The 14,110-nt window shown below is 63.9% G+C and carries 15 protein-coding genes, 1 tRNA gene and 2 pseudogenes; 7 read left to right on the top strand and 11 right to left on the bottom strand.

Going from position 1 to position 14,110, the window contains the following annotated elements; translation table 11 throughout:
- Window positions 1–50: 50 nt before the first annotated feature.
- Entirely contained in the window at window positions 51–218 is a 168-nt protein-coding gene (locus ACOYJQ_RS04610) for a recombinase family protein (RefSeq protein ID WP_433456768.1), read from the top strand.
- On the opposite strand, the gene ACOYJQ_RS04605 is transcribed toward ACOYJQ_RS04610, so the two are convergent.
- From ACOYJQ_RS04605 to ACOYJQ_RS04590, 4 genes and pseudogenes are all read right to left on the bottom strand, one after another.
- Window positions 190–1,140 (bottom strand): recombinase zinc beta ribbon domain-containing protein, encoded by a 951-nt coding sequence (locus tag ACOYJQ_RS04605; protein WP_433457181.1) that lies wholly within the window; start codon window positions 1,138–1,140, stop codon window positions 190–192. The two genes, ACOYJQ_RS04610 and ACOYJQ_RS04605, sit on opposite strands and share 29 nt — an antisense overlap.
- A 43-nt stretch (window positions 1,141–1,183) precedes the next feature.
- Entirely contained in the window at window positions 1,184–1,405 is a 222-nt protein-coding gene (locus ACOYJQ_RS04600) for a hypothetical protein (RefSeq protein ID WP_433456767.1), read from the bottom strand.
- A complete protein-coding gene (locus ACOYJQ_RS04595) occupies window positions 1,395–1,613 on the bottom strand; it encodes a helix-turn-helix transcriptional regulator (RefSeq protein WP_433456766.1) in 219 nt (72 codons plus the stop codon). The genes ACOYJQ_RS04600 and ACOYJQ_RS04595 overlap by 11 nt, the downstream gene beginning before the upstream one ends.
- A 130-nt stretch (window positions 1,614–1,743) precedes the next feature.
- Window positions 1,744–3,316: pseudogene (locus ACOYJQ_RS04590) on the bottom strand (AAA family ATPase); the annotation flags it as partial.
- Between the two features lie 29 nt (window positions 3,317–3,345).
- On the opposite strand from ACOYJQ_RS04590, the pseudogene ACOYJQ_RS04585 reads away from it, so the two are divergent.
- Window positions 3,346–3,426 (top strand): annotated as a pseudogene (locus tag ACOYJQ_RS04585) (hypothetical protein); the annotation flags it as partial.
- Between the two features lie 830 nt (window positions 3,427–4,256).
- On the opposite strand, the gene ACOYJQ_RS04580 reads toward ACOYJQ_RS04585, so the two are convergent.
- The 4 genes from ACOYJQ_RS04580 to ACOYJQ_RS04565 form a co-directional block, all read right to left on the bottom strand.
- Complete coding sequence (locus tag ACOYJQ_RS04580; protein ID WP_433456765.1) at window positions 4,257–4,652, bottom strand: hypothetical protein; 396 nt, start codon at window positions 4,650–4,652, stop codon at window positions 4,257–4,259.
- Window positions 4,649–5,341 carry a hypothetical protein gene (locus ACOYJQ_RS04575; RefSeq protein ID WP_433456763.1) on the bottom strand — a complete coding sequence of 231 codons (693 nt, stop codon included), beginning with the start codon at window positions 5,339–5,341 and terminating at the stop codon, window positions 4,649–4,651. The genes ACOYJQ_RS04580 and ACOYJQ_RS04575 overlap by 4 nt, the downstream gene beginning before the upstream one ends.
- A 99-nt stretch (window positions 5,342–5,440) precedes the next feature.
- The gene (locus ACOYJQ_RS04570) at window positions 5,441–5,710 is read right to left on the bottom strand and encodes an excisionase family DNA-binding protein (RefSeq protein WP_433456761.1); all 270 of its coding nucleotides are present in this window, start codon (window positions 5,708–5,710) and stop codon (window positions 5,441–5,443) included.
- Between the two features lie 52 nt (window positions 5,711–5,762).
- A complete protein-coding gene (locus tag ACOYJQ_RS04565) occupies window positions 5,763–5,897 on the bottom strand; it encodes a hypothetical protein (RefSeq protein WP_433456760.1) in 135 nt (44 codons plus the stop codon).
- A 419-nt stretch (window positions 5,898–6,316) separates the two neighbouring features.
- On the opposite strand from ACOYJQ_RS04565, the gene ACOYJQ_RS04560 reads away from it, so the two are divergent.
- Window positions 6,317–6,913 carry a tyrosine-type recombinase/integrase gene (locus ACOYJQ_RS04560; protein WP_433456758.1) on the top strand — a complete coding sequence of 199 codons (597 nt, stop codon included), beginning with the start codon at window positions 6,317–6,319 and terminating at the stop codon, window positions 6,911–6,913.
- On the opposite strand, the gene ACOYJQ_RS04555 is transcribed toward ACOYJQ_RS04560, so the two are convergent.
- The 3 genes from ACOYJQ_RS04555 to ACOYJQ_RS04545 all read right to left on the bottom strand — a co-directional run bounded on the left by ACOYJQ_RS04555 (window position 6,914) and on the right by ACOYJQ_RS04545 (window position 10,163).
- A tRNA-Arg gene (locus tag ACOYJQ_RS04555) sits at window positions 6,914–6,990 on the bottom strand.
- A gap of 145 nt (window positions 6,991–7,135) precedes the next feature.
- Complete coding sequence (locus ACOYJQ_RS04550; protein WP_433456756.1) at window positions 7,136–8,647, bottom strand: sensor histidine kinase; 1,512 nt, start codon at window positions 8,645–8,647, stop codon at window positions 7,136–7,138.
- 10 nt (window positions 8,648–8,657) lie between these two features.
- Window positions 8,658–10,163 carry an FAD-dependent oxidoreductase gene (locus ACOYJQ_RS04545; protein ID WP_433456755.1) on the bottom strand — a complete coding sequence of 502 codons (1,506 nt, stop codon included), beginning with the start codon at window positions 10,161–10,163 and terminating at the stop codon, window positions 8,658–8,660.
- A 442-nt stretch (window positions 10,164–10,605) separates the two neighbouring features.
- Between ACOYJQ_RS04545 and rpmH the strand changes: the two genes are divergently transcribed.
- From rpmH to yihA, 4 genes are all read left to right on the top strand, one after another.
- Window positions 10,606–10,740: a 50S ribosomal protein L34 gene (rpmH, locus tag ACOYJQ_RS04540; RefSeq protein WP_166949980.1), complete on the top strand. Its 135-nt coding sequence runs from the start codon at window positions 10,606–10,608 to the stop codon at window positions 10,738–10,740.
- A 206-nt stretch (window positions 10,741–10,946) separates the two neighbouring features.
- Window positions 10,947–11,453, top strand: a complete 507-nt coding sequence (gene rnpA / locus ACOYJQ_RS04535) for a ribonuclease P protein component (protein ID WP_433456753.1) — start codon at window positions 10,947–10,949, stop codon at window positions 11,451–11,453.
- Window positions 11,450–13,279 (top strand): membrane protein insertase YidC, encoded by a 1,830-nt coding sequence (gene yidC / locus ACOYJQ_RS04530; RefSeq protein ID WP_433456751.1) that lies wholly within the window; start codon window positions 11,450–11,452, stop codon window positions 13,277–13,279. The genes rnpA and yidC overlap by 4 nt, the downstream gene beginning before the upstream one ends.
- 113 nt (window positions 13,280–13,392) lie before the next feature.
- Entirely contained in the window at window positions 13,393–14,058 is a 666-nt protein-coding gene (gene yihA, locus ACOYJQ_RS04525) for a ribosome biogenesis GTP-binding protein YihA/YsxC (protein WP_433456749.1), read from the top strand.
- Window positions 14,059–14,110 lie beyond the last annotated feature (52 nt).

Below are 14,110 nucleotides of genomic sequence, written 5' to 3'. Positions count from 1 at the left end.
AATAATGCACCACAAAATGCCGGGACTAAACACGGCCCGAATTCCAACGCATGATGGAACGCGCCACCGATGATGACCGGCCTTACGACGTCGTGGTCGTCCACTCCTATTCTCGCTTCTTCCGCGACAGCTTCTCGCTGGAAATGTACATCCGCCGTCTCGCGAAAGCCGATGTCAGGCTGGTCTCGATCACGCACAAGATGCTACTGGCGGCATGAAACGAATGTTTTGCTTCGGCTTCTGTTCGGTGGCGAAGGCGAGGATGCCCATGAGTTCGCCGCGCAGTTCGGCATGAACCTCGCCGCGCTTCAGGCCGGGGGTCAGCACGATCTCACCGATGAGCGAGCGCAGCGCCTCGGCCGCTTGCCTGCCGCCATCGGGATCGTTGAGGGCTTCGGTGAACCGCTCCACGTTCCGGCGATAGACGCTGGCGATGTTGGGATGCACGTCGGGAACGTCGGCCGGAGCCTGCGCCATGCGGGCGACGATCTCGGCCTTGTCGCGCTCAAGCTCGGCCATGCGTGCCTTCATGGACGGCTGATACAGCCCGTCCTCGATAGCAGCCATGATCCCGGCAATGGCCTTGTCGATCTTCTGTAGCGCCTTCTGGTCGGTTTCCGCCTGCGCCCGCCTGTCACGGTTCAGCCGGTTGGTTTCCTTGGCATAGGCGCGGACTGCTTCCGCGACCGCCTCGGACGATACCAGCTTCTCTTTCAATCCCGCCAGCACGCGCGCCTCGATCTCGTCGCGGCGGATGGTGCGGCCGTTGTCGCAGATGCCCTTGCGCAGATGGTTGCGGCAGGCATAGCGGTCAGTCATCACCATGCTGATTCTGCCGCCGCAGCAGCCGCAGGTGAGCAGGCCAGACAGAAGGGTGACGGGCCGGTTGGTCAGATGTAGCCTTTTGGCCCGCGCCTCGCGGGTGGTGCCGAGGTTGGGGCCGAACATGGCGGAAATGCTGCGCTGACGCTCCCGCACTGCCTGCCAGAGTGCATCGTCCACGATCCGCAGATGCGGAACCGCCGCCCTGATCCATTCGCTTTCCGGGTTCACGCGGGAGACGCGCGTGCCGGTCTCGGGGTTCTTGATGAACCTCTGCCGGTTCCATGCAAGAACACCGGCATAAAGCTCATTGTAGATACAGCATCCGGCCCTGATGGGAGCACGCGCGAGGCGTCATGGGTCATTCTTCTTCCGGCGGCGCGTCATTGTCGTTGGCGGCGTGCATGGCATTCTCGAAGTCCTCGCGCGCCATCCGCCTGCCGATTAGGCGGGCGATAGACAGCACCACCGCGTCCAGCCGTTCGGCTGCATCAGCATCGCACCCGGCATCCTGTCCCTCGGGCGGGCAGTTGTCATTCGCCGGTCTCCGTTTCCGGTCATCGCCCCCGCTGTCAGAAGTCATCGAAATCGAACTCGCCGCGAGGCCTCCATCCGGCAGGGTTGGCGACCCAGCGGTTGATTTCGGATTCATGCCAGCCTGCGCCGTTGGCGCTGATCTTTAGTTGAGGCGGGAACGTGCCCTCCGTCATCTTGCGGTAGATTGTGGAGCGGGACAGGCCGGTGCGGGCCTGAACGGTTTTCATGCGGATGATACGCTCTGGTTGACGCATGATCGTGCTGACTCCTGCTGGCTGTTTCTGACGATTGCAGCGACCAGACAGAGCAACGATTTATCGTTGTGTAAGAGTTGGTTAGGAGCAGTAGGGCTATCGGCGGCGAACGGCGGCAAATAGGATGGGTCTATAGTCCGAGACCCCGGCCCATGCCGAGGTCGATACCATGATTGAAGGCAAGTTGCTGGCCGAGGCTGCGGCCTGAGTCGATCCCGATGCCGAGGTCTTTCTTGCGGCCTGCGAGGATGGATTCCATCTGCGGATCACGTTCGAGGCTTTTCGCCATGTTGCCCATCTCGGCCCGCGCGGCCCTGTAGCCGGAATAGTCGCCCGCCGCATACTGGCGTTCGCCGGTCTGCCTGAGTTCCCGAAAGCGTTCGACAAAGCGGTCGGCGCGCAGATCGGGATTCCTGCGCATTTCGGTTTCCAGTTGCAGGGGGCGTCTGGCGGGCGCGGCGCGGTCGGGATCGCCCGACGCGACAGCCGCCGCAAAGTCGGGGTTCTTCTTGTAAACCGCCTCGGCATCGCGCGAGCCGTGGGACCGGAGTTCGTCGAATCCGGCACGGGCCTCGTGCAGTTCCCGCACCTGTCCGGGTGTTGCGGCCATGTCCTGCGCCTGCGCCTTGAAGATCGCGTCCACGGCACGGGCATGGCGGACGAAGGCCCGGCCACGGGCGCGGCGCAACGCCGCCTCCGGGTCAGTCTCGGCCTGCCGCTCCGCCTCCCGCTTCCCGGCCTTTTCCCTTTCCGGCTGCTTCACGGCATCGGGGCCAGGTGCGCCATCGCCGGGGGAGCGCAGACCGTCGAGCATCCCGTCGATCCTGTCGCGGACGCTCTCGGGCACGAGCTTGCGCATGGGTGAGGATGATCCTGCTGCTGTCGGGTGCTGCCTGCCGCTGACGGTCCCAACGGTCAATGAGATTGTCGCGGGCCTGCTCGCGTGTTTCGGCGGCATGCACCATGCCGTGACTGTCATAGGCATGGATCGCCGCGCCCGTCCTGCCGGTCGCCAGATCGCGGGTGGCGTTACGCTGCCAGTCCTCGCGCTGGCGGCGAACCTCATGGATTTCGACGCCGCCATGACGCTCATGAGTAGAGCGGAACGCCGCGCCCGCCTCGATGGATTGCAACTGCTGCGGATCGCCAACCAGCACCACCTTGGCCCCGGCATCTGCGGCATGGGACAGCACACGCTCCAACTGCCGCGTGCCGACCATGCCCGCCTCGTCGATGACAAGCACATCGCGGCTGGTAAGCATGTCGCGCCCATTCTTCCACCCGTGTTCCATGCTGGCAATGGTGCGGGACGCAATGCCCGATCCGCCTTCCAGATTCTCGGCGGCGATACCGGACAGGGCAACGCCACGGACCTCGTAGCCTGCCGCTTCCCATGCCTCTCGCGCCACGCCAAGCATGGCGCTCTTTCCCGTCCCGGCATAACCGACGACAATGCCAAGGTCGCGTCCGTCCGTGACATGCGCCAGCGCGTCGGCCTGCTCGTCGGACAGGACAAGACCGCGCTGCTCGGCACGCGCCAATGCTACCCGTCTGTCGGCTTCATTGACTTCATGGCGTTCGCGGCCCGCCATCATCGCGGCTGCACGATGGAGCCGCTGTTCGGCTTCGATCATGTCGCGGGTCGTGAGCCGATCCTCGCCGCGTCCGTCGTGCCCGAGCTCGACCAGATCGGGCGAAGCTCGGCCTTGAAGGACAACCCCATGCCATCGTCATGCACGAAAAGGAAGGACGGCGGCACGCGCATGTTGTCTGGTCGCGGATTGATCCCGAAACCATGAAGGCGATCAACCTGCCGTTCTTCAAACAAAGGCTGAACGAACTGGCTCGGGAACTGTACCTTGAACATGAATGGACATTGCCGGACGGCCTGCGTCGTGACGGCGGCAAGTCGCCGCTCAATTTTACCTTGGCGGAATGGCAGCAGGCAAAGCGGCTCAATCTCGATCCCCGCGAAATCCGCCAGAGCTTCATAGAAGCATGGCAACAGTCAGACGATGCCAAGTCCTTCGATGCCGCCTTGCGCGAACGCGGATACTTCCTTGCCAAAGGGGACCGACGCGGTTTCGTCGCCCTCGACGTACAGGGCGAAGTCTTCGCCATATCCCGATGGACCAACCTTCGCACGAAGGAGGTCCGGGATAAATTGGGCGATCCCGAAAACCTGCGGCCGCTTGATGAGGTCCGGCAGCATGTCAAAGGGCTGGTGTCCGACAAGATGCTCGGTTTCATCAAGGACGTTGACCAACGCCATGATGATGAGCTGGGACCCCTGAACGGGCAGCGCAAGACCATGATCGAAACGCACCGCAAGGAACGTGAGACGGTACGCGCCAAGCAGGAAGAACGGTGGCAGCAGGAACAGCGCGAACGCTCGCAGCGATACAATAAGGGGCTGCGCGGGTTGTGGGATCGGCTCACGGGTACGGCATCGAATGTTCGCAGCCAGAACGAACGGGAAGCCATGCAATGCCTGATCCGCGACCGCGATCAACGCGACGATCTGGTGCGCGAACAGATGGCGGAACGGCGGGAACTGCAAAAGCAGATTGAAGCCGTGCGGCGGCGTCATGCCATGAACCGCCGCTTGCTCGCTCGCGAAATGGCCCAAGCCCTCAACCGAACTCATTTGAGAGACGATATCTTCAGCGATGTCATAGGCAGCTCGAACATTGAGCCGCCGGTGACGCCGGCCGCGACTTTTTCTATTGACGGCCAAAGCGCTATGAGCCGCTCTGCCTGCTTCAGGATGGGCGCTTTATAGAGGCCAGGCGAAAGGAACATGCCGATGATGCGCGAGTTCTGAAATGCCTGCCTCTCCGCCTTGTTGCGGGTGATGCGACGATCACCGGAAATCATGATCCAGCCACCTTGGCGGCTTAATTCCGCGATGAGGTCGATATCCTTTGTGTTCATCGGAAATCTATCCCGTAGCGCGACGATTTCGTGTTCATCACCCATGAGTGCCTGAAGGCATCGCGCCAGCCGGGGAGACAGATTGTTGTCGAACAGGACTTTCACGCTGCGAGCGAGGCCTCGAACGCCACCGCATCCTTGACAACGGAAAGCGGCACCTCGAATAGCTTGGCAACAGCCTTCTCCGATCCTTCCGCTTTGACGGCCTGCGCAAGGGCGATCGTCGGAACGTTGTATTTCGCGGTTGTCGGCTGGCCGAACACGAATTCCGGATCGATCACGATTGACGACTTGCCCTTGTAGGGCCGCCAGCGGCTAACCGAATCGTTGTCTATGTCGAGATCCTTGAAGGTACGCTCGATCACGGCCTTGATCGCATATTGCCTGTTCTTCAGGTCCAGAAGGTTCTCGTAGCCGGCGACGTTGGCGCTTTCCAGAAAGATTGTCCTGCCATCGGTGCGGAAGCGCCGTGTCGAGAACGGCCGATCGTCATCGACGCATTGCCGCGCATAATCGAGGCAATGACGGATGGTTTTCAGGCCGAGGCCGACATCAAGGAAGGCATTGACGAAGCGAAGCTCGATCAGATCGCGGAAGCCGAGCTCGATGCGATCGTCATCGCGTGGCAACTGCGGTTTCCAGAGCGGCTCCATATGGCGTTTCTCGCCGTCCTGTGTGTAGTTATATCCGCCAAGCCAACGCCGGATATTGCGCACAGGAACGCCCAGCAACCGCGCAGCATCGCCGGCCGTATAGAACCCGATGCCAAGAGCTGGTGCTGCATTCTGTGTCATGGCCTGAAAATGCTTCCTTCCCTCTCCAATTGCCACCAATTATCTTCACCCCTCGCCAAACGTCAAAGGGATAATTCGGAGGCGGTTGGCGAACAAGATTCAGAGCAACTCCGCATCGAGCTCGGCCAAATCCGACAGCGCGGCGGCGCGCCTCTCGTCCCGCGCTTTCTTGTATGCGAACAGGTGCTCCGCCTTGATCCGCCGATGGCGGCCGACCAGAGAGAACTCAATCTCGCCCTTCTCCAGCAGCGAGATCAGGAACGGCCGTGAGATATTGAGGATATCCGCCGCCTGCTGGGTGGTCAGCATCTTATTGACAGGCACGAGCGTCACAGAATCGCCGCGCCCGATATGGCGCAGCAGCTCCATCAGCAGACCGGACAGCGCCGGTGAGAGAATGACTTCCGCTGGCTTCCTGTTTTCATCGAGCAGGCGAAGGCTCGCACCCGTCCGCCGCCGCGTTGGCAATGATCTGCCGAAGCTGGTTGGCCGCCGCCTTCTCATTCGCCGAGGGCAGGCGGCCGCCGAGCCCTTCGGCATAGGCTGATATGGTCATGACTGCTCCTCCACTAAGGGAGCCAACATGGCGCGCATTCGAAACAAACGCAACGCGCGAAGCTGTCGGAGTAACGCTCCGCCGGCTCGCAGGTGGCACTGCGATTCTTGACGGCGAGCTATTTTCGTATATACATAAATTCATGAAGATCGTATGGGACGACCATAAGCGGATGGCGAACATATCAAAGCATGGCTTTGACTTCGCCACGCTCACGGAAGAGTTTTTTCTCCAGTCCGTCATCGTCCCGGCGAACCACGGTCGCCAGATGACGCGTACTCGGCCCAGTTTCCCCGCGAGGCCGACAACCGCGTGACGATCCTCGCGCGCGCCTTCTATCATGGGCAGAGAAAGACGGCCCGCTTGAGAAGAACGCGCTGGAGAGCTTTGATCGCGCCTACCAAGGCGACAGGTCGGATATGATCTGGTTGCCGGAGCATGTCGAAGCCTTCATGGCCGTCGCCAGCCCCGAAATGCGCCTTGCCTTGGTGCTCGCGCTGCACACGGGGCAACGTCAAGGCGACATACTGCGATTTGCATGGGGCGATTACAACGGTACGCACCTTTCGCTGCGCCAGAGCAAAAGCCGGCGTGGTGACAAACCGGGGCGGCTGATCACGATCAAATGCACGAAAGCGCTGAAGGAAACGCTTGACGATCTGTGGAAAGAGAAGAAGTCACCGTTGATTCTGACCACGAAAACCGGCCGCGCATTCAAGAAGCGCTACTTCGCGGATCAATGGGATGAAGCATGCAAGGCTGCGGGCATCGAGGGTCTGTACTTCCACGATATCCGTGGCACAACCGTGACCATGCTCTTTCAGGCAGGCTGCAACCTCGGCGAGATCGTCTCGATCACCGGCCATTCGCTCCGCCGGGCGCAAGAGATTCTCGACAAATACCTCGCCCGCACAAGCACTATGGCTGACAACGCCATCGCCAAATTCGAGAACGTTCTAGATACGGACTTTGCAAAACGACCTGCAAAACAGCAGGAGGTGAAACATGCTAAATAGTGGCGCGCCCGAAAGGATTCGAACCTCTGACCCCCAGATTCGTAGTCTGGTGCTCTATCCAGCTGAGCTACGGGCGCATCGCCAGTCGCGATCGATCAACGTCGTCGCGATGAGAGGTGTAGTAGTCATCTCCCCCGTTCTTGGCAAGCCCCGTTTCGCAGAAACATCCGAAAATCATTCGCCAATTTCCTTCATCAATTTGATATATATGACAAAAAGAAGTTATCCACCGCATGGCAGCGAAATGGCGAAGCAGGTTCCCGTTTCCATCCCGTCGGCTGTTTCCGCCAGGGCGATGGTGCCGCCGTTCAGGCGGACGAGCTCGGCGGCTATCGGCAGGCCGAGGCCGGAACCGCCGGGGCGCGTGGTTCCGCTGAACGCCTCGAACAGGCGCTCCCGCGCATGGGACGCAAGTCCGGGACCGTTGTCCGCCACGCGAATCGTCACCGTTTCCGATTTCGCGCGCGCCGCAATCGTGATTCTGCCCCTACCCGCCCCCGAAACGCCGCCGGCGGCGTGCTCGAGCGCCTGCACCGCGTTGCGGCCGAGATTGAGCAGGACCCGGAACAATTGATCCGAATCGGCCATCACGACCAGATCGTCGGGAATGTCGATGACGAGCCGGATGTCGTCGCGGGTGCCGAGCCCGAGGCTGTCGCGCAGTTCCTCGACCAGCGGCAGCAGCCGGAAGCGCCTGCGTTGCGGCAGCGCCTCCCTTACCTTGCCATAAGCAAGCGCGGTTTCGCAGAACGCGATGGCCCGGTCCAGTGTGGCGATGAGGCGCGGCGCGAGACGCTGCACCACCGGGTCCGACGCCTCCACAAGACGGTCGGAAACGAGTTGCGCCGCCGTCAGCATGTTGCGCAACTCGTGGCTGATCTTCGCCACCGCGAGCCCGAGCGCGGCAAGCCGCTGCTGCTGGCGCAACTCCGTGGCGAGCGTTCGCTCCATGCGCTCCAGCGCGCGCTCGGCAACGCCGATCTCGTCTCGCTTGCCGGAGGGCACGATGATCCGCGCCGGGTTGCCAGGCTCGCGCTCGAACGCCGTGATATGGCTCGCCAGCCGGCGCACCGGGCGCACGATGAAATGCATCAGCGCCACATACAGCGCCGCCGCAGCCACCCCCCAGACGAGAAGCGAGATCGCCGCCATCCGCGCGGAAAAACGCAGCATCGCCGCCCGCAGCGGCCGCGCGTCCATGATGAGCTCGACGAAGGCCACGTCGCCCATGCCCGCCCCGATCACCCGCATCGCCATGCCGTCGGGCAGCACCAGATCGGCCAGCGCATCGCGCATGTGCTCCATCCAACCGGCGTCGCGCAGGTCGATCGTGCGGGCGATCTCCGCCGGCATCGCATCCTGCGACAGCAGATGACGCGCCCCGCCGACGCTCAGGGCGATGCCCATGACGCCCACGCCTTCGAGCAGTTTTCCCTCGATGGCCGGCGGCACCTCCGCGTCGGGAGCCGCCTCCAGCACCAGCGCCGCGATCTGGGCCGCCGACAGCCGGTCGTTCAGCCAGCTTCGCCGGAAGGCGGCGACGGAAGGCACGAAAACGAGCGCCTGCGCAAACAGCGCGAAAACAAGCGTCAGGATGATCAGACGCAGGGAAAGGCCGACGCCGCCCTTCTCGCGGCCTGCCGCCCGGTCCGCGACACGCGCCGGATCGTCGGCGGAGAACGGCGCGCCGGCCTCGCTCCGTCCATTGTCCGCCGCCCGCACCGCACGATCCATCGCCCTCGCCTCAGCCGCCCAGCATGCGCCACCAGCGCGAGAGGCGCAGCAGCAACCCGCCCGCGCGCGGCCAGCCGAAAATCTCGAGGCGCGTCGCCCGCCGCGTCAGACCGTGGCGACCGATGTCCGGGAAGGCCGGCTGCGCGACGTCCGCCAGCTTCAGCCTCCGCGCCACCGCCAGCGCCCACATGCCCGCCAGGTCGTCCGCGCCGTCACCGACGATCGTGCAACCCAGGATGCGCCCGTCCGGCCGCGCGATCACCTTGATTTCGCCCGCCACGGGAGCGCTTCCCCGGTAGCGCGCGACATGGGCGGGATGCCAGGCGAAGGATGTGCGCACGATCCTGACTTCCCCTTCCCGCCGCGCCGTCTCCTCCGTGAGCCCGACGACCGCCACTTGCGGCGATGTCGGAACGAAGCGGAACGTCGGCGTCACTCCTGCCCGGCGGCCGTAAAGCGCCTGATCGACGATCATGTCAGCCTGCCGCTCAAGCGTGGCGGAAAAAAGATCGCCGCCGATATCAGCGCCGATGGCGACGATCCTTCCGTTGGACGTCCGCAGCCGCGCATCCAGCAGGGGAGCGCCGTCATGCAGCCCGATCCGAGCCTCCTGCCAGCCGGGATCGGCGAAGATCGCGCGCGTGCCGGGCGCGACCAGCACCTGGCCGACGTCGACGGTTTCCGCGCCGGATGGCCCGACGGCATGCACCCGCGCCTCACGCCCGCGCGCCTCGACGCGCGACACGGCAAGGTCGCTGCGTACGGCGACGCCCTCCCCGATCAGCGCCATCAGGATGAGGCGCAACGCTTCCTCCCCGAATACAGCGGCGGCTCGTTCGCGCTCATCGGTGGAAAAGCCCAGCAAAATCACTTCGGAGCCCAGCCGCCTGTGCGCCTGCGCCAGCGCCAGCGACGCATCGGTGAATCCGATGACGGCGAGCCTGCCGGCAGGACGCGAGGCTACCAGCGGGCGATCGGGCGTCAGGTAATCGATTTCGGCGAGGCCGGGAATCGCGGGAATCGCCCATTGCCGCTCCGGCGCCAGCACGAAGCGGCGGGCAACCACATTCCGCTCGCCCACGCGCAACGTCTTCGCATCCTCGAAACGCGCCGCATCCACCGACATCCGCACCCGCAGCGCTTTCAGGCGCGCATCGGTCAGGCGCGGCGAGAGCATGGCGGCGGCGCGCCGCATATGCCGCACCAGCCCCTCGCCGGATGGAAGCGGGGGCGCGGAACCCGGCGCCGCCTCCGACGCCTGCGCAAGACCGAGGCCGGCGATCACGCGGTTCGCGTGAAAAAGCGATGCCGCCTCGATGAAAGCGAGCGGCGCCATGAAATCCGGCCGCGGCGGGGCAGAGCCGGATGCATTCGCCTCTCCGCCGGCCGGCGAGACATGCAGGACGGACGCACCCGCCTCGGCAGCCCTGGCGGCGACAAGCCTGCCGCCCGCGCCCGGCCCCAGCACGCATAGATCCACCCGCTCGACGGGACGCCGGACAGGTTCAGGCGCCATGCGGCAAACCCTCCGCCTCGCAGTTCCCCGCGCGAAAAGATTCGAACACAGGCGGCAACGGCGGGTTGGCCCACGACAAGCCGGGTAACGACATGTCCATCCATCGCCTCCAGTTCGACAATACGCTCATGTCAGGACATACACGGCGCGACGACGCCGGTTGTGCCGTTTCGTGATAACCGACAAGCCGCCGCCGGGCAAAAAGAAACGCCGGCTCCCGCCTCCCCGCCGGGCATCAAAGTCGACGTTGACTTTGACGGGGAAAACAGCCATAAGGCCATTTCGGTATGGCGGTGCCTGTCGTGGGCGCCGTTTGTCGTTTTGCGACGACCGAAACCTTCATTCTATCTGATCGCGGTCGGTACAACCGATGCGATCGCGGGTGTGGGCGGCGTTTTGCCGCACGCGCTTGTTGTCATTTCGTGCGACCGGAGTCAGGGCCGTGAAAAGGACTTATCAACCGAGCAAGATCGTTCGCAAGCGCCGCCACGGCTTCCGTGCGCGCTTGGCGACCAAGGGCGGCCGCGCCGTGCTGGCGGCGCGTCGGGCGCGTGGCCGCAAGCGCCTGAGCGCCTGAGGCCATCGGACGGCCGGCGCGGGCGCTGAAGCTCTTCCCGATCAGACGAGATGATCTGATCGATCGGGATTCGCTCGGATCCTGAAGAGAGTAACGAGACTTTTCCGGTTTCGTGGAATCGGAAAAAGCTCTGAACGGCGCGGCGGGCCGGCTGACGACGGAAACGGGCGGGCAGGAGATGCCGCCGCAATCCGGGAGGCGTCGCCGTGAACGAAGCCCGGCATCGGCCGAAAAGACGCAGTTTGTCGCGCATGCCGCGTCTGCGCAAGCGGTCCGAGTTTCTGACGGCGGCCTCGGGTCGCCGTGTTCATTCCAGCCGCATGACGGTGCAGATTTACGAGCGCGCCGAGACCGCTGCGCAGGAACCTGCCGATCTCTCCGCCGTCAGCGGGCCGCGTTTCGGCCTCACGGTGACGAAAAAGACGGCCAACGCCGTCGGCCGCAACCGTATCCGGCGCCGGCTGCGCGCGGTTTTGCGCGATCTGCGGCCCGTCTGGCCGGATGCCGATGTCGATTTCGTGATCGTGGGACGGGCCGGATTGCTGACGGCGCCGATGGACGTCATCGCATCCGATCTCAAACGGGCCTTTTCCTCGCCGCCGCGGCAGGGTAATCGTCAGGGCCGCAGCGACCGTGCCTCGTACAGGAAACGTGGCAAGGATGCGGCACGCCCACCCGGCACCACACAGCGGAACCCAACGGATCATCCATGAGCGGCGAACACAAGAACCTGATACTGGCCATTACCCTGTCGTTCCTGATTCTGCTCGGATGGCAGTATTTCTTCGCCGAGCCGGTCGTCCAGCCGCCCGCGCAGCAAGCGACGCAGCAACAACAGCAGACTGCTGACAGCGCCGTTCCCGCTCCGGCGCAGCCGGCCGTCGGCGGCGTGCCCGAATCGGGGGCGCCCGTCGCCGCCGTCTCGCGCGAGCAGGCCATCGCCGCGGGTGGGCGAATCGCCGTCGACACCCCCAAGATCGGCGGATCGATCGCGCTGACGGGCGGACGCATCGACGACGTGTCGTTGCGCGCCTATCGCGAAACCGTCGATCCGAACAGCAAGAACATCGTGCTGCTCTCCCCCGCGGGAAGCCCGCATCCTTATTATGCGGATTTCGGCTGGGTGACGGGCGGCAACGATTCCGCGGCCGTGCCGACGCCCGCGACCGTGTGGACGGCGGATGCGGAGCGCCTGACCACGGCCGCGCCGGTGACGCTGACATGGAGCAACGGTCAGGGCCTCGTCTTCCGGCGCGTCATCGCCGTCGATGAAGACGCGATGTTCACGGTGACGGACAGCGTGGAGAACGCGGGCGAGACTCCGGTGACGCTGCATCCGTGGTCGCTGGTGTCGCGGCGGGGCACGCCGAAGACGGAAAACTTCTACCTGCTGCACGAAGGCATGATCGGCGTGCTCGGCGACGAGGGCCTGCGGGAAATCAAATATGCCGACCTCGCCGGCAAGGACGCGCTGCCCACCGGCGGCAACGGCGTGGCTTTCGGCAACGTGACGGGCGGCTTTGTCGGCATAACCGATAAATATTGGGCCACCGCGCTCATTCCGGGCCAGTCGACGCCCTACACGGGCCGTTTTTCCCTGCGCTCCGGCGCCGGCAATCAGCCCGTCTATCAGGCGGACGTGCTCGGCGGCGCGCAGGAGCTTGCGCCCGGAAGCCGGATCGAAAACCGCGTGCACCTGTTCGCCGGGGCGAAGGAAGTCGCGGCGATTTCGAGGTATCAGGATGAGCTCGGCATCAAGAATTTCGACCGGCTGATCGATTGGGGCTGGTTCTACTTCATCACCCGGCCGATGTTCTGGTTGATCGACGTCATCTATCGTCTGGTCGGCAACTTCGGCGTGGCGATCCTGATCGTCACCGTGCTCGTGAAGCTCGCATTCCTGCCGCTCGCCAACCGCTCCTATGCGTCGATGGCGAAGATGAAGGCCGTCCAGCCGGAAATGCTCGCCATCCGGGAGCGCTACAAGGAAGACAAGGTCAAGCAGCAACAGGCGCTGATGGATCTCTACAAGAAGGAGAAGATCAATCCGATCGCCGGCTGCTGGCCGATGCTGGTGCAGATTCCGGTCTTCTTCGCGCTTTACAAGGTGCTGTTCATCACCATCGAAATGCGCCATGCGCCCTTCTTCGGCTGGATCAAGGACCTCTCGGCCCCCGATCCGCTGCCGATCCTGACCCTGTTCGGCCTCATCCCGTGGGATCCGTCGCAGGTGCCGGTGCTGGGACCGTTCCTGATAATCGGCCTGTGGCCGGTGTTGATGGGCATCACCATGTTCGTCCAGATGAAGATGAACCCCGCTCCGCCGGACCCGATCCAGCAGACGATGTTCACGTGGATGCCGATCCTGTTCACCTTCATGCTGGCGTCGTTCCCGGCCGGTCTCGTGATCTACTGGTCCTGGAACAACCTGCTGTCGGTGCTTCAGCAGGGCTACATCATGCGCAAGAACGGCGTGAAGATCGAACTGTGGGACAATCTGCGCGCCATGTTCCGCAAGAAGGAAGCCACCCGCAGCTAAATCCCTTCTCCGAAAGGGAAAAGTGCTGACGCCATCCGCCGGCGCAAACCTGCCGGCGGATGTTTTGTCCGGCCACGCTTGCGTCGCGCGGCGCGGCGTCCGATAAAGCCATCATGACAGACCCGATCGAAACAGACCTGATCGCGTATCGCGATATCGCCCGCAAGTTGTTTTCCGGCAAGGCGGACTTTTTCTGGGGCGCCGATTCCCTCGGCGGCCTGCCTCCCATGCACGGCATCGAGATCGCTTTCGCGGGACGCTCGAATGTCGGCAAGTCCAGCCTCGTCAACGCCCTCACCCGCCGCAAGGCGCTGGCGCGCACCTCGAGCACGCCCGGCCGCACGCAGGAACTGAATTTTTTCCGCATCGGCGAAGGGCAGCCGCACGCCTTCACTCTCGTCGACATGCCCGGCTACGGCTATGCCGCCGTCGGCAAGGAAAAGGTCGCCGCGTGGACGGATCTCATCCATGCCTATCTGCGCGGGCGCGCCAATCTGGCCCGCGTCTACGTGCTGATCGACGCCCGGCACGGCCTGAAGGAAAACGATCTCAAGGTGCTGGATACGCTCGATAAATCGGCCGTGTCATACCAGGTCGTGCTCACCAAGGCGGATGCGCTGCGGCCCGGCCCGCTGGCGGAACGCATCGCGGGGACGGAAACGGCGATCGCGCGCCGCGCCGCCGCCTATCCGGGCGTCATCGCCACGTCGAGCCACTCCGGCGACGGGCTGGAAGCGCTGCAAACGGCCATTGTCCGGCTGCTGCACGAACGCGCCTGAATGCGTGGCAACGGGTGAACACGACTGTTTGTCGCAGTTCACGCGGACCTGG

It is taken from the genome of Pseudochelatococcus sp. (assembly GCF_050946405.1).
Classification (GTDB): domain Bacteria; phylum Pseudomonadota; class Alphaproteobacteria; order Rhizobiales; family Beijerinckiaceae; genus Pseudochelatococcus.
Note: the sequence above shows the minus strand (reverse complement) of the source record. Positions and strands in the feature narration are given on the sequence as shown.

Excerpts from the sequence above, each read along its gene's own strand:
- ACOYJQ_RS04610 (WP_433456768.1), top strand. The coding sequence starts at position 51 with ATGATGGAACGCGCCACCGATGATGACCGGCCTTACGACGTCGTGGTC.
- ACOYJQ_RS04600 (WP_433456767.1), bottom strand. The coding sequence starts at position 1,405 with ATGACTTCTGACAGCGGGGGCGATGACCGGAAACGGAGACCGGCGAAT.
- ACOYJQ_RS04595 (WP_433456766.1), bottom strand. The coding sequence starts at position 1,613 with ATGCGTCAACCAGAGCGTATCATCCGCATGAAAACCGTTCAGGCCCGC.
- ACOYJQ_RS04575 (WP_433456763.1), bottom strand. The coding sequence starts at position 5,341 with ATGACACAGAATGCAGCACCAGCTCTTGGCATCGGGTTCTATACGGCC.
- ACOYJQ_RS04570 (WP_433456761.1), bottom strand. The coding sequence starts at position 5,710 with ATGGAGCTGCTGCGCCATATCGGGCGCGGCGATTCTGTGACGCTCGTG.
- ACOYJQ_RS04565 (WP_433456760.1), bottom strand. The coding sequence starts at position 5,897 with ATGACCATATCAGCCTATGCCGAAGGGCTCGGCGGCCGCCTGCCCTCG.
- ACOYJQ_RS04560 (WP_433456758.1), top strand. The coding sequence starts at position 6,317 with ATGATCTGGTTGCCGGAGCATGTCGAAGCCTTCATGGCCGTCGCCAGC.
- ACOYJQ_RS04550 (WP_433456756.1), bottom strand. The coding sequence starts at position 8,647 with ATGGATCGTGCGGTGCGGGCGGCGGACAATGGACGGAGCGAGGCCGGC.
- ACOYJQ_RS04545 (WP_433456755.1), bottom strand. The coding sequence starts at position 10,163 with ATGGCGCCTGAACCTGTCCGGCGTCCCGTCGAGCGGGTGGATCTATGC.
- yidC (WP_433456751.1), top strand. The coding sequence starts at position 11,450 with ATGAGCGGCGAACACAAGAACCTGATACTGGCCATTACCCTGTCGTTC.
- yihA (WP_433456749.1), top strand. The coding sequence starts at position 13,393 with ATGACAGACCCGATCGAAACAGACCTGATCGCGTATCGCGATATCGCC.